The organism is Collinsella sp. LCP21S3_A3 (assembly GCF_052118905.1).
Classification (GTDB): Bacteria; Actinomycetota; Coriobacteriia; order Coriobacteriales; family Coriobacteriaceae; genus Collinsella.
Map to the genome: position 1 here is coordinate 128,360 of NZ_JBQKGH010000004.1, position 16,095 is coordinate 144,454.

At 56.1% G+C, this 16,095-nt stretch carries 17 protein-coding genes; 14 read left to right on the forward strand and 3 right to left on the reverse strand.

The annotated features are described in order from the left end of the window. Nucleotides 1-93 precede the first annotated feature (93 nt). The 10 genes from pgsA to hflX all read left to right on the forward strand — a co-directional run bounded on the left by pgsA (nt 94) and on the right by hflX (nt 10,247). Nucleotides 94-642: a CDP-diacylglycerol--glycerol-3-phosphate 3-phosphatidyltransferase gene (pgsA, locus tag ACTQ0H_RS03555; RefSeq protein WP_441041356.1), complete on the forward strand. Its 549-nt coding sequence runs from the start codon at nt 94-96 to the stop codon at nt 640-642. Nucleotides 643-669: 27 nt separating this feature from the next. After that, a complete protein-coding gene (locus ACTQ0H_RS03560; RefSeq protein WP_441547822.1) occupies nt 670-1,185 on the forward strand; it encodes a CinA family protein in 516 nt (171 codons plus the stop codon). Nucleotides 1,186-1,442: 257 nt separating this feature from the next. Next, nucleotides 1,443-2,591: a recombinase RecA gene (gene recA / locus ACTQ0H_RS03565; RefSeq protein WP_154516331.1), complete on the forward strand. Its 1,149-nt coding sequence runs from the start codon at nt 1,443-1,445 to the stop codon at nt 2,589-2,591. Between the two features lie 11 nt (nt 2,592-2,602). Continuing rightward, nucleotides 2,603-3,295, forward strand: a complete 693-nt coding sequence (locus ACTQ0H_RS03570; protein ID WP_427793484.1) for a regulatory protein RecX — start codon at nt 2,603-2,605, stop codon at nt 3,293-3,295. A 257-nt stretch (nt 3,296-3,552) separates the two neighbouring features. Further along, nucleotides 3,553-5,106, forward strand: coding sequence for a ribonuclease Y (gene rny / locus ACTQ0H_RS03575; RefSeq protein WP_441547823.1), 1,554 nt, complete (start codon nt 3,553-3,555; stop codon nt 5,104-5,106). Between the two features lies 1 nt (nt 5,107). Next, on the forward strand, nt 5,108-6,193 hold the full coding sequence (locus tag ACTQ0H_RS03580) for an ATP-binding protein (RefSeq protein ID WP_441535806.1): 1,086 nt from the start codon (nt 5,108-5,110) through the stop codon (nt 6,191-6,193). 74 nt (nt 6,194-6,267) lie between these two features. After that, nucleotides 6,268-6,585 carry a stage V sporulation protein S gene (locus ACTQ0H_RS03585; RefSeq protein WP_118079896.1) on the forward strand — a complete coding sequence of 106 codons (318 nt, stop codon included), beginning with the start codon at nt 6,268-6,270 and terminating at the stop codon, nt 6,583-6,585. A 64-nt stretch (nt 6,586-6,649) separates the two neighbouring features. Beyond that, on the forward strand, nt 6,650-8,020 hold the full coding sequence (gene miaB / locus ACTQ0H_RS03590) for a tRNA (N6-isopentenyl adenosine(37)-C2)-methylthiotransferase MiaB (RefSeq protein WP_441535808.1): 1,371 nt from the start codon (nt 6,650-6,652) through the stop codon (nt 8,018-8,020). Continuing rightward, nucleotides 8,020-8,958 carry a tRNA (adenosine(37)-N6)-dimethylallyltransferase MiaA gene (gene miaA, locus ACTQ0H_RS03595; protein WP_441535810.1) on the forward strand — a complete coding sequence of 313 codons (939 nt, stop codon included), beginning with the start codon at nt 8,020-8,022 and terminating at the stop codon, nt 8,956-8,958. Before miaB ends, miaA begins: the two co-directional genes overlap by 1 nt. Then, nucleotides 8,958-10,247 (forward strand): GTPase HflX, encoded by a 1,290-nt coding sequence (hflX, locus tag ACTQ0H_RS03600; RefSeq protein WP_441535811.1) that lies wholly within the window; start codon nt 8,958-8,960, stop codon nt 10,245-10,247. Before miaA ends, hflX begins: the two co-directional genes overlap by 1 nt. Here the strand turns inward: hflX and ACTQ0H_RS03605 are convergent. Beyond that, on the reverse strand, nt 10,232-10,936 hold the full coding sequence (locus ACTQ0H_RS03605) for a heparan-alpha-glucosaminide N-acetyltransferase (protein ID WP_441547824.1): 705 nt from the start codon (nt 10,934-10,936) through the stop codon (nt 10,232-10,234). The genes hflX and ACTQ0H_RS03605 overlap by 16 nt on opposite strands. Then, nucleotides 10,936-11,580, reverse strand: coding sequence for a transcriptional repressor LexA (gene lexA / locus ACTQ0H_RS03610; protein WP_441547825.1), 645 nt, complete (start codon nt 11,578-11,580; stop codon nt 10,936-10,938). Before lexA ends, ACTQ0H_RS03605 begins: the two co-directional genes overlap by 1 nt. Nucleotides 11,581-11,739: 159 nt before the next feature. On the opposite strand from lexA, the gene ACTQ0H_RS03615 reads away from it, so the two are divergent. Genes ACTQ0H_RS03615 through dut form a run of 3 tightly spaced genes read left to right on the forward strand, consistent with a single transcriptional unit; the run spans nt 11,740 to nt 13,135 of the window. Then, on the forward strand, nt 11,740-12,192 hold the full coding sequence (locus tag ACTQ0H_RS03615) for a LysM peptidoglycan-binding domain-containing protein (RefSeq protein ID WP_441547826.1): 453 nt from the start codon (nt 11,740-11,742) through the stop codon (nt 12,190-12,192). A gap of 51 nt (nt 12,193-12,243) precedes the next feature. Then, the gene (gene nrdR, locus ACTQ0H_RS03620) at nt 12,244-12,687 is read left to right on the forward strand and encodes a transcriptional regulator NrdR (protein ID WP_427717459.1); all 444 of its coding nucleotides are present in this window, start codon (nt 12,244-12,246) and stop codon (nt 12,685-12,687) included. 4 nt (nt 12,688-12,691) lie between these two features. Further along, complete coding sequence (gene dut / locus ACTQ0H_RS03625) at nt 12,692-13,135, forward strand: dUTP diphosphatase (protein ID WP_441535814.1); 444 nt, start codon at nt 12,692-12,694, stop codon at nt 13,133-13,135. 515 nt (nt 13,136-13,650) lie between these two features. Here the strand turns inward: dut and ACTQ0H_RS03630 are convergent. Next, nucleotides 13,651-14,856 carry an MGDG synthase family glycosyltransferase gene (locus ACTQ0H_RS03630; RefSeq protein ID WP_441547827.1) on the reverse strand — a complete coding sequence of 402 codons (1,206 nt, stop codon included), beginning with the start codon at nt 14,854-14,856 and terminating at the stop codon, nt 13,651-13,653. Between the two features lie 213 nt (nt 14,857-15,069). Between ACTQ0H_RS03630 and ACTQ0H_RS03635 the strand changes: the two genes are divergently transcribed. Next, the gene (locus tag ACTQ0H_RS03635; protein WP_441537845.1) at nt 15,070-16,008 is read left to right on the forward strand and encodes an NAD(P)/FAD-dependent oxidoreductase; all 939 of its coding nucleotides are present in this window, start codon (nt 15,070-15,072) and stop codon (nt 16,006-16,008) included. Nucleotides 16,009-16,095 lie beyond the last annotated feature (87 nt).

Consider the following 16,095-nt stretch of genomic DNA (forward strand, 5'->3'; position numbering starts at 1 on the left):
GTCGTGGCAAACGAGAGCAATAAGGAACTGACGAGCGTTTGGACGCCCGCCAACATCGTGACGTGCGTTCGCATCGTCTTTATTCCGGTGTTTATGATCGTCTCGGCCCTGTCTCACGCGAGCGTTGCCTGTACGGACTGGAGCACCTTCGACGGCCCGCTCGCCGCTGCTGCCTTCATTCTGTATGTGATCCTGTCGTGCACCGATAAGGTCGACGGCTATCTGGCGCGCTCACGCAACGAGATCACCGATTTCGGCAAGTTCTTGGACCCCATCGCCGACAAGTTGCTGGTGTTCTCGGCCTTGCTGCTGTTCTTGGATTTTGGCGCGGTGACCGTGTGGTCCGTGTTCATTATCCTGTTCCGCGAGCTGTTGGTGAGCGCACTTCGCATGGTCGCGAGTGCTGCCGGTGTGGTCGTTGCCGCCGATAAGCTCGGCAAGTACAAGACGGCGACCACGATGGTCTCCATCTGTGGCTATCTGTGCGTCTTTGCGATGGCCGGTCTTCAGCTGGGTCCGGCGTCGCTGCTGCTCGGTGTCTATTCGGTGTCGCGCTTCCTGTACGTCATCGCCGTCATTTTGACCATTATCTCGGGTGCCCAGTACTTCTGGAACTGCCGTAAGATCGTCTTTTCGGTCTAGGTCCTGGTGGGTATGACGGAGCCTTATTTGCAGATCGCCGCAAACAACGAGGAGCTGGCACGCGATATTGTCGAGCGCGCGAGTGCCCGTGGCGTGACGGTGTCGACGGCGGAGTCGCTGACGGCGGGCATGATCGCCTCGACGATTGCCGATATCCCGGGTGCCTCGGCGGTGCTTCGTGGCGGTGCGGTGACCTACTGCGATGAGATTAAACATCGCGTGCTCGGCGTCGAGCGGGAAACGCTCGATCGGTTTAGCGCCGTGTCGCATCAGACGGCGCGTGAGATGGCCGCGGGCTCGCTGGACCTCTATCAGAGCGATGTCGCCGTGAGCGCAACGGGCTACGCTGGGCCCGGCGGCGGTACCGAGCAAGACCCCGCCGGCACGTTCTATATCGGCTGGGCGTATCGTGCGGCCGATGGGGGAGCGACGGTCGTTGAGTCTGCGCGCTGTCAGTACGAGGGTGATCGGTCGTGCGTCCGTGCCTATGCGGTCGCTGAGGCTTTGGAACGCATTGTCCGCGTGCTCAATTCCATGGAATAGACGTGTTTTAAGGGGCCTTAGGGCCCCTTAATTGTGGAGATAGGGACCTTTGGCAAGGAATGCGCTTGCGCTGGCACATGTCTTAAATTTGTACGAGCACTCGTATTTGCGATTGGCATGGTCAAGCGTTTGGTCGGTGATTGGTCGGCGTTTGGTCGGGTTTTGGAATGGACGGGTGCATATGATGAACCTGAACGGTTGACCACGAACAGCCGTTCGTTTATCATCGATTCAGGTTGTTAAGAGGAGGGCTATTCATGGCCAAGAATTCAGGTCCCGTACGTACCGTTCATACGCGCACGACGGGTAAAGAGCGCGACGAGATGATCGCCACTACCAAGGCCGAGATCGAGAAGAAGTTCGGCCAGGGTTCTATTATGAGGTATGGCGACGGCGGTCCCGAGCTCGAGGTCGAGGCTATTCCGACGGGCTCTCTGGCGCTCGATGCCGCCTTGGGTATCGGCGGCGTGCCGCGCGGCCGTATCGTTGAGATTTATGGCCCCGAGTCCTCCGGTAAGACAACGCTTTCGCTCGAGATTCTTGCAGAGGCGCAGGCCATGGGCGGTGTCGTGGCTTTTATCGACGCTGAGCATGCGCTTGATCCCACCTACGCCGCGCGCATCGGCGTCGATATCGACGAGGTGCTGATTTCCCAGCCCGATACGGGTGAACAGGCGCTCGAGATCGTTGACATGCTTGTGCGTTCCGGTGCCATCGACGCCATCGTCGTCGACTCTGTTGCCGCTTTGACTCCACGTGCAGAAATCGAGGGCGAGATCGGTGACACGACGGTGGGTCTGCAGGCTCGCTTGATGAGTCAGGCGCTCCGCAAGCTCGCCGGCTCGCTTGCCAAGTCCAACACAACCTGCATCTTCATTAACCAATTGCGCGAGAAGATCGGCGTCATGTTCGGCAACCCCGAGACCACCACAGGCGGCCGCGCACTCAAGTTCTTCTCTTCCGTGCGTATCGATATTCGCAAAATCGATACCATCAAGCTCAAGGACGAGGTTATCGGCAATCGCGTACGTGCCAAGGTCGTTAAGAACAAGGTGGCTGCTCCGTTCCGCTCGGCCGAATTTGACATCATGTATGGCACCGGCATTTCTAAAGAGGGCTCGATTCTGGATATGGCTGTCGAGTGCGGCATATGCAAAAAGATGGGGTCTTGGTTTGCCTATGGTGAGGACAAACTCGGCAACGGTCGCGAGGCCGCTAAGACGTTCCTGCGCGAGCATCCCGATTGCGCCGACGAGATCGAGCACAAGGTTCGCCTCGCCTGCGGTCTTGAGTATGACGATGATGCCCCCTCCGAGGTTGAGTTGACCGATCAGCCCGCCCCCGAGGAGTTTGATGAGCTGTATGCCATCGATGGCTCCGCGATGCTCGACGATGACGACGAGTAACGGATGCCGACATGTCGTATACGGTGACCGAGGCTCGGGTCGTTTTTCCGGATAAGAAGACGGCCTCCTCGTTCTCGAGCGGTTATGCGTCTAAAAAGCCCTGTGCACATATCGATTGCGATCTGGAGGGCGGTTTTGAACGGTCCATTTGGATTCCCGTGCGTGTGGCACGTGTGTACGTTCAGAACCGCCTCGATCTTCCCTGCGACTGGGATGACTTTCGCGAGGCGGTGAAGCTTATCGAATGCAAATGTGCGCTCACCATGGTGACCGAGATGCTTTCGCGTCGCGATCATGCTACGGGCGAGGTGCGCGATAAGTTGGCGCGCTATGGCTTTCGACAGCCCGCGATCGACTTTGCCGTCAATCGTGCCATCGAGTATCGTTTTTTAGATGAGAACCGCTTTTGCTCGTACTTTATCGAGGAGCGTAAGCGTCGTGGTTGGGGACAGCGCAAAATCGAGACTGAACTCAAGCGTCGCCATGTTGCACTTGATGAGATTCCAGGGTATCCCGAGGCTTATTTTGCCGAGGATGACGACTTGGCTCGCGCATCGGCTTTGCTCGCTAAGCGTCGCGTTCCCGAGGCACGTGCATTCGAAAAGCTCGTCAGATTTTTGATGGGCAAGGGCTTTTCCTATCACATTGCCGCCGATGCCGTTAAGGCGCGCCTCGATGCCTTAAGCGAGAAATGCGACGTTTAAGCCTGCGCGCGTTACGCCCCTGCCGTTCACCGCTCGATAGGCGCCGTGCTGGGTGCGTTAATTTGACAGTTGTTGCGGTTCAACGTAGGATAATTATTGTCATTTGCATTGTGATATGTGCTCATCTGCGATGAGTTTGTTTATATGTTTATCTGTATCCGACCCGCATAAGCTGCGCCCATATTACTCAAATGTCGCGAGCCGTTCGTATGGACGGTTCGCTTTGTTGTGTAACGAATCCATAAAAAGGAGTGAGCATGCCGCCTATCATTGCAGCGCTCGTTGGCATTGTTTTGGGTGCCATCGTCGCCATTGCCTACATGCGCACCGCCAAGCAGGGTAGTCTTCACGAGGCCGAAGAAAAGATTCAGTCGGCACACGCGCAGGCAGAGTCCCTGATCGGTGATGCTAAGCGTCAGGCCGAGACCCTCAAAAAAGAGGCTCTGCTCGAGGCTAAGGAAGAGATCATCAAGAACAAACAGGCCGCCGAGGCCGAGGACAAGCAGCGTAAGAGCGAGATTCGCGCGCTCGAAAATCGCGTGATGCAGCGCGAGGAATCGCTCGACCGACGCAACGATGCGCTCGATAAGCGCGAGCATCAGCTGTCCAGCCAGGCCGGTCAGGTCGAGAAGCGCTCTCGCGAACTTGAGGAGCTTTGCGCCAAGCAGACCTCAGAGCTCGAGCGTATTGCCGACCTTACGCGCGAGGATGCTCACAAGGAGCTGCTCGACAAGGTCCGCGGCGAGGTTACCCATGAGGCGGCCACCATTATCCGTGAGTCCGAGCAACAGGTCCGCGCCGAGTGCCACAAGACCGCTCAGGAGATTCTCTCCCTGGCGATCCAGCGCTGTGCCGCCGACCATACCGCCGAGGTCACCGTCACGTCCGTTCATATTCCCTCCGATGACCTTAAGGGACGCATCATCGGTCGCGAGGGTCGTAACATCCGTACTTTCGAGCAGGTTTCCGGCGTCAACCTTGTGATCGACGACACCCCCGAGACTGTCGTGCTTTCGAGCTTTGATCCGGTCCGTCGTGAGACCGCCCGCGTGGCGCTCGAGAACCTCATTGCCGACGGTCGTATTCACCCCGCCCGCATCGAGGAGATGTACCACAAGGCCGCTGACTTGGTTCAGCATCGTGTGCTCGAAGCCGGCGAGCAGGCTGCCTTCGATACCGGTATCCACGACCTGCATCCCGAGATCGTCAAAACCCTGGGCGCTCTGCGCTACCGCACCTCGTTTGGTCAGAACGTGCTACAGCACTCGCTTGAGGTCTCCGACCTGTGCGGCATCATGGCCTCCGAGCTTGGTCTGGATGTTGTGACCGCCAAGCGCGCGGGTCTTCTGCATGACCTGGGCAAGGCCATCGATCACGACGTTGAGGGTCCGCATGCTGTGATTGGCGCCGAGCTTGCCCGCCGTTATGGCGAGAAGCCCGTTATCGTCCACGCAATCGAGGCCCATCATGCCGATGTCGACCCCAACACGGTGCTCGACGTTCTGGTCCAGGCTGCCGATGCTGTTTCCGCATCTCGTCCCGGCGCCCGTCGCGAGTCGGCCGAGAGCTACATCAAGCGCCTTGAGAAGCTCGAGGAGATTGCCAACTCTCATGACGGCGTCGAGCGTACCTATGCTATGCAGGCCGGTCGCGAGGTCCATGTCATGGTTCAGCCGGACAAGATTTCCGATGCCCAGTCCACGGTGCTTGCGCACGATATCGCCCATCAGATCGAGGAAGAGATGGAGTATCCCGGTCAGGTGCGCGTTGTCGTGATTCGCGAGAGCCGTGCCGTCGATATCGCTAAATAACATGAACGACGCGAACGAGCTCATCTCATTTATCGCGTCGATGTCGGGGGAGGGCAACCTTCGCGTCGAGGAAAACCTTGGCGAGGGGTATGTCCGCCTCCGCGTTTCGGAGGCCGAGCGCCGTCAGGCCAAGCATGACATTCAGCATGTAGAGGACATTGTCATCGAGATGCTGCGTAATGCTCGCGATGCCGGAGCCGATAAGGTCTATCTAGCCACGACCAAGGAGGAGGGTGTTCGTACCCTCCTCTTCCTGGATAACGGTTCGGGTGTGCCGCAGGATATGCAGGAGCGTATCTTCGATGCCCGTGTCACCTCCAAGCTCGAGAGCATGAAGATGGACCGTTGGGGTGTTCACGGTCGTGGTATGGCGCTGTTCTCTATCAAGCAGAACACCGATGAGGCACGCGTTGTTACATCGGGCGTCGATTTGGGCTCAGCGTTTAAGGTTTGCGTTGACACCGATCGCTTAGGCGAGCGCGCCGACCAGTCGAGCTGGCCTCAGGCGGTTAAAGACGAAGACGGCCGCTATGTATGCGCTCGTGGTCCTCACAACATCATTCGCGCAGCCTGCGAGTTTGCCCTTGAGGAGCTGCGCGACTGCGACGTGTATCTGGGCTCTCCGTCCGAGATCGCTGCGACCCTGTACGCCCAGGCTTCCAGTCGTCTCGATACGTCACGCCTGCTCTTTATCGATGACGAGTGTGAGCTTCCGGTTATCGATCGTTTAGGTCTTGCCTCGGATGCCGAGGACTTTATCCGGATTTGCTCCGGGCTGGGTCTCGAGATGTCCGAGCGTACTGCCCACCGTATTCTTTCGGGACAGATTAAGCCCGTTCGCGGTGTGTGCGCGCGTCTGCTTCGCGAGCGCGATTCCACCTCGCATTTGCCGGCTCCAGTCGATCTTGCCAAGGACCGTCGAGGCCTTCGCATTGCCAAGGATGACATGGCGCAGTTTTCGCGTGCTGTTGAGCGCGACTTCAATGACCTCGCCGCCCGGTATTACCTCAATCTGTGCGGCGACCCTAAGATTCGCGTTTCACGTGATCGCATCACCGTGACGTTCGATCTTGCCAAAGAGGAGTAGCATCTTTACCGAGTCCGCTCGGTACGATACAGTTATTGCAGTTAAAACGTACTTTTAAACGCAGGAGTTTCTTCATGGATTGCCTGAAGGTATCAAGCAAATCATCGCCCGCGTCCGTTGCCGGCGCCATTGCCGGTATGGTCAAAGATGGCGTTCCCGTCAACATTCAGTGCGTCGGTGCCGGCGCCGTCAACCAGGCCATAAAGGCCGTTGCCATTGCGCGAGGTTTTTTGATCCCTACTGGCTTTGATGTCTCTTGTGCGCCGGTGTTCTCTGACATCCTCATTAACGGGGAGTCTCGCACGGCAATCCGTCTCTCTATCTACGTTCACCAGATTAATCGGGCTGCTATGGACAATGTCGTCATGGACGACGTTAAGCCTGTTGCGTAAGCGAGTTTTCGCACGTTTGTAGCACCTTTGTGCCCCGTCGATATCATCGTTAGGATGTAAGCTCATGGACCAGCGTTTCGTACGCGATATTCTTGCCGGTAAAACCTATTTTATCCGCACATTCGGCTGCCAGATGAATCAGCACGACTCCGAGCGCGTGAGCGGTTTGCTCGATTCCTATGGCTGTCTTATGGCGCTCGATCCGGAGCATGCCGATATTGTCGTATTCATGACGTGCTGTGTGCGCGAGGCTGCCGATACGCGCCTGTACGGTCAGTGCAATTCCTGCAAGAGTCTTCCCCCTTCTCCTTCGGGCAAGCGTGTGGTCGCCGTGGGTGGCTGCATCGCTCAGCGCGATGGCGAGGGCTTGCTCACCAACGTCGATAACGTCAACGTTATTTTTGGTACGCATTCGATTGCGCACGTGGCGGAGCTTATCGCCGAGGCGTTTATGGATGGCAAGCGCCATATCCGCACGAATGAGCATGAAGATACGGACGCCATGAGTATGCCGTGGCATCGCGAGACGCAGTATCATGCATGGGTGCCCATCATGACGGGCTGCAACAACTTCTGCACGTACTGCATCGTGCCGTACGTCCGTGGTCGCGAGAAGAGCCGCCCCTTCGAGGAGATTGTCGACGAGGTGACGGGTCTGGTGCGTCAGGGTGTGCGCGAGATTACGCTGCTGGGGCAAAACGTAAACTCCTACGGTCGCGATCTCTTTGGCAAGCCGCGCTTTGCCGATCTGCTGCGCGCCGTGGGTGATACGGGCGTCGAGCGTATCTTCTTTACTTCTTCGCACCCCAAGGATTTGCTTCCCGAGACCATCGATGCTATGGCCGAGACACCTGCCGTTATGCCGCAGCTTCACCTAGCCGTTCAGTCGGGTTCCACGCGTATCCTTAAAGAGATGAATCGTCGGTACACGCGCGAGGATTATCTGGGCCTGGTCGATCGCATTCGTAACCGTATGCCCGAAATTGCGCTTTCAACCGACATCATCGTGGGCTTCCCGGGCGAGACCGAGGAAGACTTTGAGCAGACGCTCTCGCTTGCCGAGACGGTGCGCTATGCCCAGGCCTACACGTTTATTTACTCCAAGCGCGCCGGTACCCCGGCAGCTGAGATTTATGATCCCACCCCGCATGAGGTTATCCTTGAGCGCTTTAACCGTCTGGTCAAGGTTATCGAGACGACGGCATACGAGTATAACCAGGGCGAGCTTCACACCGTGGTGCCTGCGCTTATTGAGGGCACGAGCAAGAAAAACGACGCTGTCCTTCTTGGTAAAAGTCCTAAGAACCAGACAGTGCATGCTCCGATTCCCGCTGGCTATAGCATCGATCAGTTTATCGGCAAAATCGTCGACGTCGATGTGGATGTCGCCAAGACGTGGTATCTGTCTGGCTCCGTTGTGGGTGAGCCTCGCTAATGGTTTTCCCCGGCACAAACCTTTCTGCCGTAGCGATCGTCGGTCCGACGGCGGTCGGCAAGAGTGATGTTGCCGACCGCCTGGCTGCTCGTCTGTCGTCTGAAGTGTTATCGTGTGACGCGATGCAAATCTATCGCGGTATGGATATCGGTACGGCCAAGATGATGCCCGAGGAGTGCTCGGTGCCCCTGCGTCTTGTCGATATCGTGGACCCGGGCGTCGCGTATTCTGCTGCGCTCTATCAGTCTGATGCCCGGGCGCATATCGAGCGTTTGCTTGGTGAGCAACGGCTTCCGGTCTTTTGCGGCGGCACGGGCTTGTATCTTAAGGCTGCACTCGATGAAATGGATTTTCCTTCGGGAGAGCTCGAGGACGAACGTCGCGCGGGTTATCAGGAGCTTGCCGAGCGTATTGGCGAGAAAGCTATGCATGCCCTGCTTGCCGAGCGTGATCCGGAATCGGCTGCCGTGATTCATCCTCATAACGTGCGCCGCGTGATCCGTGCGCTCGAGATGCACGATGACGGTGTGTCGTATGCCCAGCAGAAGTCTAAATTCAGCGTTCCACGTGAGCGTTATCATGCCTTGTGGTTTGGTCTGACGCGTAGCCGTGAAGTGCTGTATGAGCGCATTAACCTGCGTGTCGACCTTATGTTTGAGCAGGGGCTGGTTGATGAGGTCCGTGGCCTTATGGACCAGGGCCTAGGTGATGCACTCACGTCGATGCAGGCAATCGGTTACAAAGAGATTATTGATGCCTTGCGAGGCGCTATTACCATGGACGAGGCCCGCGAGCTTATTAAGATGCGCTCACGTCGCTATGCCAAGCGCCAACTTTCCTGGTTTAAGCGTGACGATCGCATCGTGTGGTTCGATATGGATGAGTTTACGATCGATGAGGTCGTCGATGATATCTACCGTCGTATTGAGGCTGCCTAATGGCACGTTTTCCCTTGGTTCCCACGGCGCCTGAACCTGAGCGTGCCGTCTTGGTTGGTGTTGAGTGGCGCGATAACGCCTGGCCGCTCGACCGTTCGCTCGACGAGCTCGAGCGCTTGGCTCACACTGCTGGAGCCCAATGCGTGGCACGCTTGTCTCAGCGTCTGGTCAAACCTCATCCCAAATCGTTTATCGGCTCCGGTAAGGTCGAGGAGCTATGCGGTTTGGTGCATCGTATGGATGCGGATGTTGTAATCTTCGACGACGACTTGACTCCTTCACAGCAGTCCTATCTTGAGAAAGCCGTGGGCGAACCGGTCAAGATTATTGACCGTACGGCGTTGATTTTGGATATCTTTGGCCTGCATGCCCAGACGCGTGAGGGTCGCTTGCAGGTGCAGCTGGCTCAGTTACAGTATCTGCTGCCCCGTCTGCGAGGTATGTGGAGCCACCTTGCTAAGGAACAGACGCGTGGCGGCATTGGATCGCGTTTTGGCCAGGGCGAAAGCCAGCTCGAGGTCGACCGTCGCCTGATTCGCGATAAGATCGCAGCTCTTCGACGCGAATTGAAACAGGTTGAACAACGTCGTGATGTGCAATCGAAAAGCCGTATTGAATCGCCGGCGTTTCGCGTAGCGTTGGCTGGCTACACCAATGCCGGTAAGTCGACGTTGCTTAATCGATTGACAGGATCCACGGTACTTTCGCAGGATAAGCTGTTTGCCACGCTCGATCCTACGACGCGTTCGTATCGTTTACCCGGTGGCCGTGGCATGACGATCACTGATACCGTTGGCTTTATTCAAAAGCTGCCCCATGGCCTGGTCGACGCGTTTAAATCTACGCTTTCCGAGGTGCTCGGCGCCGATTTGGTTCTTAAAGTTGTGGATGCTTCCGATGAGGATTACGAGCGTCAGCTTGAGGCGGTTGATCGTGTCCTTGACGAGATTGGTGCCGGTGAGCGCCTGACGCTTACCGTGTTCAATAAAATCGATCTGCTCGATAGCGTCGACCGCTTGAGCTTTCGCCGGCGCTATCCCGAGGCGGTATTGTTCTCGGCTCAGACGGGTGAGGGCCTTGATGACTTAGTCGACCGCATCGCTCGTGAGGCGGCCGCTACGGACGTGTTGCTCTCGGCCGATATCCCGTATCGAGAGGGCGCGTTAATCACGCTCGTGCACGAACAGGGAACCCTTCTGCACGAGGAATACCTCGAGGACGGCGTTCGTATTGTGGCAAAGCTTCCAGCCCGTATCGCACCGCGTCTCGAGCGTTATCGAACAGAGTAAATCAGCTCCAGTACACCCAAGATAACCGGTTGATGAAGCAGGTAGAACGGCAGCGCATGGCGCCCGAGACTTGCGAGCGCCGGGATGGGATTCGCATAGGCCCATCCCGGCGCCTCATAGTTTGCTTCCTGAGTCGTGTGGGCGGCAAAGAAGCCTGCAAGGTACATAAATAAGAATGGTATGACTGGATAGTAATCACCAGAGACAAAGTCTGGACCTGGGAAACCCAGCCAAGCTAAATAGGGGATAGGATAAACCGTTTTAGGAATGCTCCAGGTAAGGGTAAAAAGTGTGAGGCAAATTGCTATACCCCATACCGACGGCACTTTAACGATCACCGGACGCGCGAGCGCGACAATGGCGGTGCAGGCCGCCATGCAGAACATGATGCCGAAGTTCACCGAGTCATCGACTGAGACGAGCGTCGTCGCGACCCATACGAGAAAAGCGGCAGCGGCATATTTGACGGCACGCTTGATGTTGTTGCGCGAGAGGGTGCACATCCAGCCGGCAATAAACAAAAATACCCAACTGATGCTGGCACGCCAGATGTCTTGGAAGATGGTCTGAGTAAACCAGGGCATATCCCAACCATAAAGATAGGTAAGATCGTAGCAAGCATGAAATCCTGCCATCGACAGCATGGTAAATCCGCGAATGGTATCAAAGACCGTGATGCGGTTTTGCATTACGAGAACCGGCGCATCAATCCAACAACCTCGCCCAGGATCGTCGGATTTGTCGCATAGATGGGCTCCATGGTGTCGTTTTCGGGCTGCAAGCGAACTCGTCCCTGCTCCTTGTAGAACGTTTTGACCGTTGCGGAGCCATCGATCATGGCCACAACGATCTCGCCATTCATGGCACTCTTCTGTTCGCGAACGATGATATAGTCGCCGTTAAGGATACCGACGTTAATCATCGAATTGCCGTGGACCTCGAGGATAAAAGACCCCTGGTCCGTTGCGATCTCGGTCGGGATGGTAAAGGTGTCCTCGATATTCTGCTCGGCAAGGATGGGGATCCCTGCGGCGACACGGCCCACGAGGGGTAGCGATACGGTTCCGCGGGGTGCCGTGGGCTCATCGGACTTTGAGATGGAGACGGAGGCTCCATCCTCGTCAAAGAGCTCTAGGGCACGAGGCTTGGTGGCGTCACGTTTGAGCAGGCCGCGTGCTTCCAGTGCGGAGAGATGTGCATGTACGGTGCTAGGGGAGGAAAGACCCACAGCCGAAGCCATCTCACGCACGCTGGGCGGATAGCCCTTTTCCTGCTGATACTCCTTGATGAAGTCGTAAATCTGCTGCTGTCGCTTGGTAATTTTGCGAGCCATCAGGGATTCCTCTCTACCTAACCCAAACAAATGTTCTATGTTTGCTTGACAGGAACAACTGTTCGAAGATAATAATAACCGAACACTCGTTCCCGCGCTAGACTTTTTTGTCCTCGCGGCTTGATAAAACAGTTCTCGTCAAAAACGCGAGAGGAGAACATGATGAATGCAACGGATATGGTCCAGGGAAACCTCGCCCTTAAGCTCGAGACGCCTGCGGCGCCGGCTTTCACGGTTGTCAAAGGCGGCCGATCTGGTTTTCAAACACTGCCTGGCAAGCCCGTCCGAAGCCAGTGCGTCGCCACGACTTCGGCCCCCGTTGCTCTGAAGGCCTCGACGATTGTCGCCCTGGCCGTTGCGCTCACGCTCTTCTTTGTACTTGCTACCTCGATCTTCAGCGCTCGTCACGCCGCATATGCCGAATCGGCATCTAACGTTACCTATGAGACCGTCCGTGTTCAGTCTGGCGATTCCTTGTGGTCGCTTGCTCAGGAGCATTCCGTTGACGGTCTTTCTACGCAGGAGACTTCTGACATAATTCGCAGTGTCAATCATCTGGAGCATGGGTCACTCGATGCGGGTGACGTTCTTAAAGTTCCTGCGCGTTCGTAAGATTTAAACACCGGCACATGGTACCCTTGTTATCGTTTTGGAGGAGGTACCATGCGCTGTCCCAGATGCGGCAATGCACATACCCGTGTTGTCGATTCCCGTATGCAGGAATCTAATAACACCATTAAACGCCGTCGTGAATGTTGTTCGTGCAACTATCGCTTCACAACATTCGAGCGATGCGAAGACCCCATCGAGGTCATCAAATCTGACGGGTCAAGGCAGCGGTTCGATCGCAATAAGCTGCTGGTCGGCTTAATGCGCGCTACGATTAAGCGCGACATCGACACGAAAAAGCTCAATGAGCTCATCGATGACATCGAGGTGGAGCTGCGTTCCCGTACGCTGACGGCTGTTACGTCCCACGACCTGGGCGACATGGTGCTTAAGCGCTTGGCCAAGATCGACAAGGTGGCCTACATTCGCTTTGCCTCGGTCTATCGCGATTTCAAAGACATCGATGAGTTTTTGCAAGAGCTCGACAAGCTAAGGTGATTTTATGTCCAACATTACGGTCAACATTAAGCGTCTCGACCCTACGATCGAGCTTCCCAAATACGCCCATCCCTCAGATGCCGGTTTGGACCTCCGTGCCAATGAGGACTGTACCCTTAAGCCCTTCGAGCGACGCTTGGTCTCTACTGGCCTTGCGATCGCGCTGCCCGATGGATACGCTGGCTTCGTTCAGCCTCGCAGTGGCCTGGCTATTAAGCAGGGTCTGTCTATAGTCAACACGCCCGGTCTTATAGACGCCCACTATCGAGGTGAGCTTAAAGTCATCCTTATCAACCTGGATCCATCCAATGAAATCCAGATCAACAAGGGTGACCGAATCGCTCAACTCGTCATCCAAGAAGTTCCCACGGTCAATCTCGTGGAGGTAGACGAACTAGACGAAACCGACCGAGGAGCCAGCGGTTTCGGTTCTAGCGGCGTATTGTAATGTCCGCTCACCCGTGGGTGGCCCCTATATATCATTCCATGCTCAAACATTCTCGCGGGGGCGCTCGTATCCCTCCCGCCCGCCTCTCACACATATCATTCCATGCTCAAACATTCTCGCATCGCAGGGGCGCATGGATTCCGCTTTCGCCTGAGCCCCATACATATCATCCCGTGCTCAAACATTCTCGCTTCGCTGCGAAACTGCGCGCGGGACGATATGTATGGGGCTCAGGCGAAAGGGCTACATGCTTGAGATATAACAATCTTTCTAGTAAGCCGGCGCGTCAAAGGGACGCCACCTTTGTCGTGTCGGCTTACTGTATTTATATTTTCCGGTTTCGCCTTTGCAGATTCTAATGGTGGGGAATCTGGTATAGCTGCTAATACGTAAACGCAGCTTGCCTGCGGGAGGCCCCTATATATCGTCCCGCGCGCAGTTTCGCAGCGAAGCGAGAATGTTTGAGCACGGGATGATATATAGGGGCCTCCCGCGGGTAAGCGGACATTAAGACCTTAGCGGATATGCGCAGGTTTTCCGCCCCAGTAGAAGCGGCAGAAGGCTCGTTTGCGCTTTTGGGGCTTGCCTACAAGTTCCATGGTTGCGATGGCGATGTCCTCGGCCGCGTGTGGACGACGTAGCACTTCGCCATTGATGAGCAGTGCCTTGAGCGACTCGGGATGATCGTGGAGATGGCGCAGCGTCACAATGAGCTCGCGTGCGGTGGTGACATGCATGCTGGCGCCCAAGTCGGTGAGCATGGTGGTGTTGGCCTTTTCCTGGCCATAGGACTTGCCCAGCAGAATCATCGGCAGGTGTGCACACAGGCATTCGGTAACAGTGAGTCCACCCGATTTGAGAATTGCCAGATCACAGCCGTGCATGAGCGCTGCCATGTCATCGACATAGTCAAGAACCGTGACGTTTTCGAGTTTCATGGCTTCGAAGAGCGTTTTCAGGCGCGTGGCGTATTCCGTGTCCTTGCCCGGCAAAAAGACAAAGTGCATATCCTCGAAGCTACGGAGGAAGGGGAGGGTGTGGTCCATCGCCGCGCGAAAACGAACGTACGGTTGAGGCAAACTGGCGCCGGCCATTACCAGCACAATGGTCTTGTCGATAGGGAGATTGAACTTCTCGAGTTCTTCCTCACGATTGTAATCCGTGTCAAATCCAGCGCGAATAGGGATGCCCGTAATGCGTATCTTTGCCTCGGGAACCTTGCGTGGGCGGAGCGTCTCGGCCATAAACTCGTTTGCCACGCAGAATAAGTCAGTGTCCTTATGGGGCCACCAGCCCTCGACCTCGTAATCGGTCGGCACGCAAATGACGGGATAGTCGATGCCCGTAATGACGCGCGCACCAACCGCAACGTTGGCTGCCGTGATATGTGTGGCGACCACGGCAATAGGCCTACGAGTGCGAACGTATTCGTTAAATGCGGGAAACATAATGCGCGACCATGCCGTGCCGCCGCCCCAAAGCAGGTGTCCGGTAAGGGTATATCGCCAGGTCAAGTCATAAATTGGGCGTGTGGCGCCGGTAAACGATGCGGCCGTTTTGTTGCCGTCGAATTTTATGCGTCCAAAATCGAGGATATCCAAGACCTCAATCTCGACATCCTGCGGTATGCCCTTGGTGCCGCGTATAAGCTCGAATGCTTGCGCGATAGCGTTTGCTGCCGCTTTGTGTCCCGAACCAACCGATGCGTGGACAATGGTCACTAAGGGCTTTTGTCCGGGTGGCGGCATCAATTGCTCCGATTGGGGGGCGCTTTGCGTGGGCAGGGGAGCGTCATTGCCCATCTGCGTTTGATCCATCGATAACTCCCCTTCATCGTTGTTTCGCAAAGAATCATTGTAGTGCATGACTGTCATGTTCTCCTAAATTTGGGTATGAGCGCAAAGAACGCCAATGTTTCGATGAGAGGACACTCCATGACTACCAATCAGCCGATCGATGTTGCGATTATCGGCGGCGGCCCAGCGGGCTATGCTGCAGCCATTTATGCTGCGCGATCCAATCTAACGACGACCGTGATTGAGCAAGGCATGTCGGGAGGACAGATCGCCACAACCAATGAGGTCGAAAACTATCCGGGCATTCCGCTCTTGAGCGGTGCCGAGCTCGGCGAGCGTTTTCAGCAACATGCAGAGGGCCTGGGAGCACAGGTTGCATGGAGCATGGTGACGGGTATCGATTACGATGCGGATGCGGCGCTGTTTACGGTGCATCACGATACGGGCGACACGGTGGCCTCAAGCGTTATTGCCTGCATGGGTGCCACGCCGCGCTCTGCTGGTTTTGTTGGCGAGGATACGTATCGCGGTCGCGGCGTTTCGTATTGTGCGACGTGCGACGGCATGTTCTTTCGTGGCAAACAGGTCTTTGTCATTGGCGGCGGTAATGCTGCCTGCGAGGAAGCCCTGTTCTTATCAGAAATTGCCAGCAGCGTGACCATCGTCTTGCGCCGCGATCAGTTCCGTGCTCCCGATGGCGTGGTTCAAAAGGTGCTCGCTAAAGATAATATTTCTGTTAGGTACCAAACTAGTATTGTGGAGCTATCGGGCGAGGCCATGCCTACAACTATCACGTTTAAGGACAACGCCACCGGTGATACCTATTCCGAGTCCTTCGATCCAGGTTCGTTTGGCATCTTTGTCTTTGCCGGAACACAGCCCCATACCGAGCTTGTACAGCATCTGGTGGATCTGGCGCCTGACGGCGGTATCGTTACCGACGACTCTATGGCCACTCGCACGCCGGGCTTGTTTGCTGCCGGCGATATCCGTTCCAAGCGTTTACGCCAGGTTGTGACCGCCGTTTCGGACGGAGCCATAGCGGCAACCAGCGCATACGCCTTCTTACGAGGATAAGTACGATAATATATCTTATGTAAGGTTGCTATCTATTTGCAAAGTGGTTGGACGGTGCGCCAATGTGCTGTCCAACCACTTTTACTT

Excerpts from the sequence above, each read along its gene's own strand:
- pgsA (WP_441041356.1), top strand. The coding sequence starts at position 94 with ATGATCGTCTCGGCCCTGTCTCACGCGAGCGTTGCCTGTACGGACTGG.
- recA (WP_154516331.1), top strand. The coding sequence starts at position 1,443 with ATGGCCAAGAATTCAGGTCCCGTACGTACCGTTCATACGCGCACGACG.
- ACTQ0H_RS03570 (WP_427793484.1), top strand. The coding sequence starts at position 2,603 with ATGTCGTATACGGTGACCGAGGCTCGGGTCGTTTTTCCGGATAAGAAG.
- rny (WP_441547823.1), top strand. The coding sequence starts at position 3,553 with ATGCCGCCTATCATTGCAGCGCTCGTTGGCATTGTTTTGGGTGCCATC.
- ACTQ0H_RS03580 (WP_441535806.1), top strand. The coding sequence starts at position 5,108 with ATGAACGACGCGAACGAGCTCATCTCATTTATCGCGTCGATGTCGGGG.
- ACTQ0H_RS03585 (WP_118079896.1), top strand. The coding sequence starts at position 6,268 with ATGGATTGCCTGAAGGTATCAAGCAAATCATCGCCCGCGTCCGTTGCC.
- miaB (WP_441535808.1), top strand. The coding sequence starts at position 6,650 with ATGGACCAGCGTTTCGTACGCGATATTCTTGCCGGTAAAACCTATTTT.
- miaA (WP_441535810.1), top strand. The coding sequence starts at position 8,020 with ATGGTTTTCCCCGGCACAAACCTTTCTGCCGTAGCGATCGTCGGTCCG.
- hflX (WP_441535811.1), top strand. The coding sequence starts at position 8,958 with ATGGCACGTTTTCCCTTGGTTCCCACGGCGCCTGAACCTGAGCGTGCC.
- ACTQ0H_RS03605 (WP_441547824.1), bottom strand. The coding sequence starts at position 10,936 with ATGCAAAACCGCATCACGGTCTTTGATACCATTCGCGGATTTACCATG.
- lexA (WP_441547825.1), bottom strand. The coding sequence starts at position 11,580 with ATGGCTCGCAAAATTACCAAGCGACAGCAGCAGATTTACGACTTCATC.
- ACTQ0H_RS03615 (WP_441547826.1), top strand. The coding sequence starts at position 11,740 with ATGATGAATGCAACGGATATGGTCCAGGGAAACCTCGCCCTTAAGCTC.
- nrdR (WP_427717459.1), top strand. The coding sequence starts at position 12,244 with ATGCGCTGTCCCAGATGCGGCAATGCACATACCCGTGTTGTCGATTCC.
- dut (WP_441535814.1), top strand. The coding sequence starts at position 12,692 with ATGTCCAACATTACGGTCAACATTAAGCGTCTCGACCCTACGATCGAG.
- ACTQ0H_RS03635 (WP_441537845.1), top strand. The coding sequence starts at position 15,070 with ATGACTACCAATCAGCCGATCGATGTTGCGATTATCGGCGGCGGCCCA.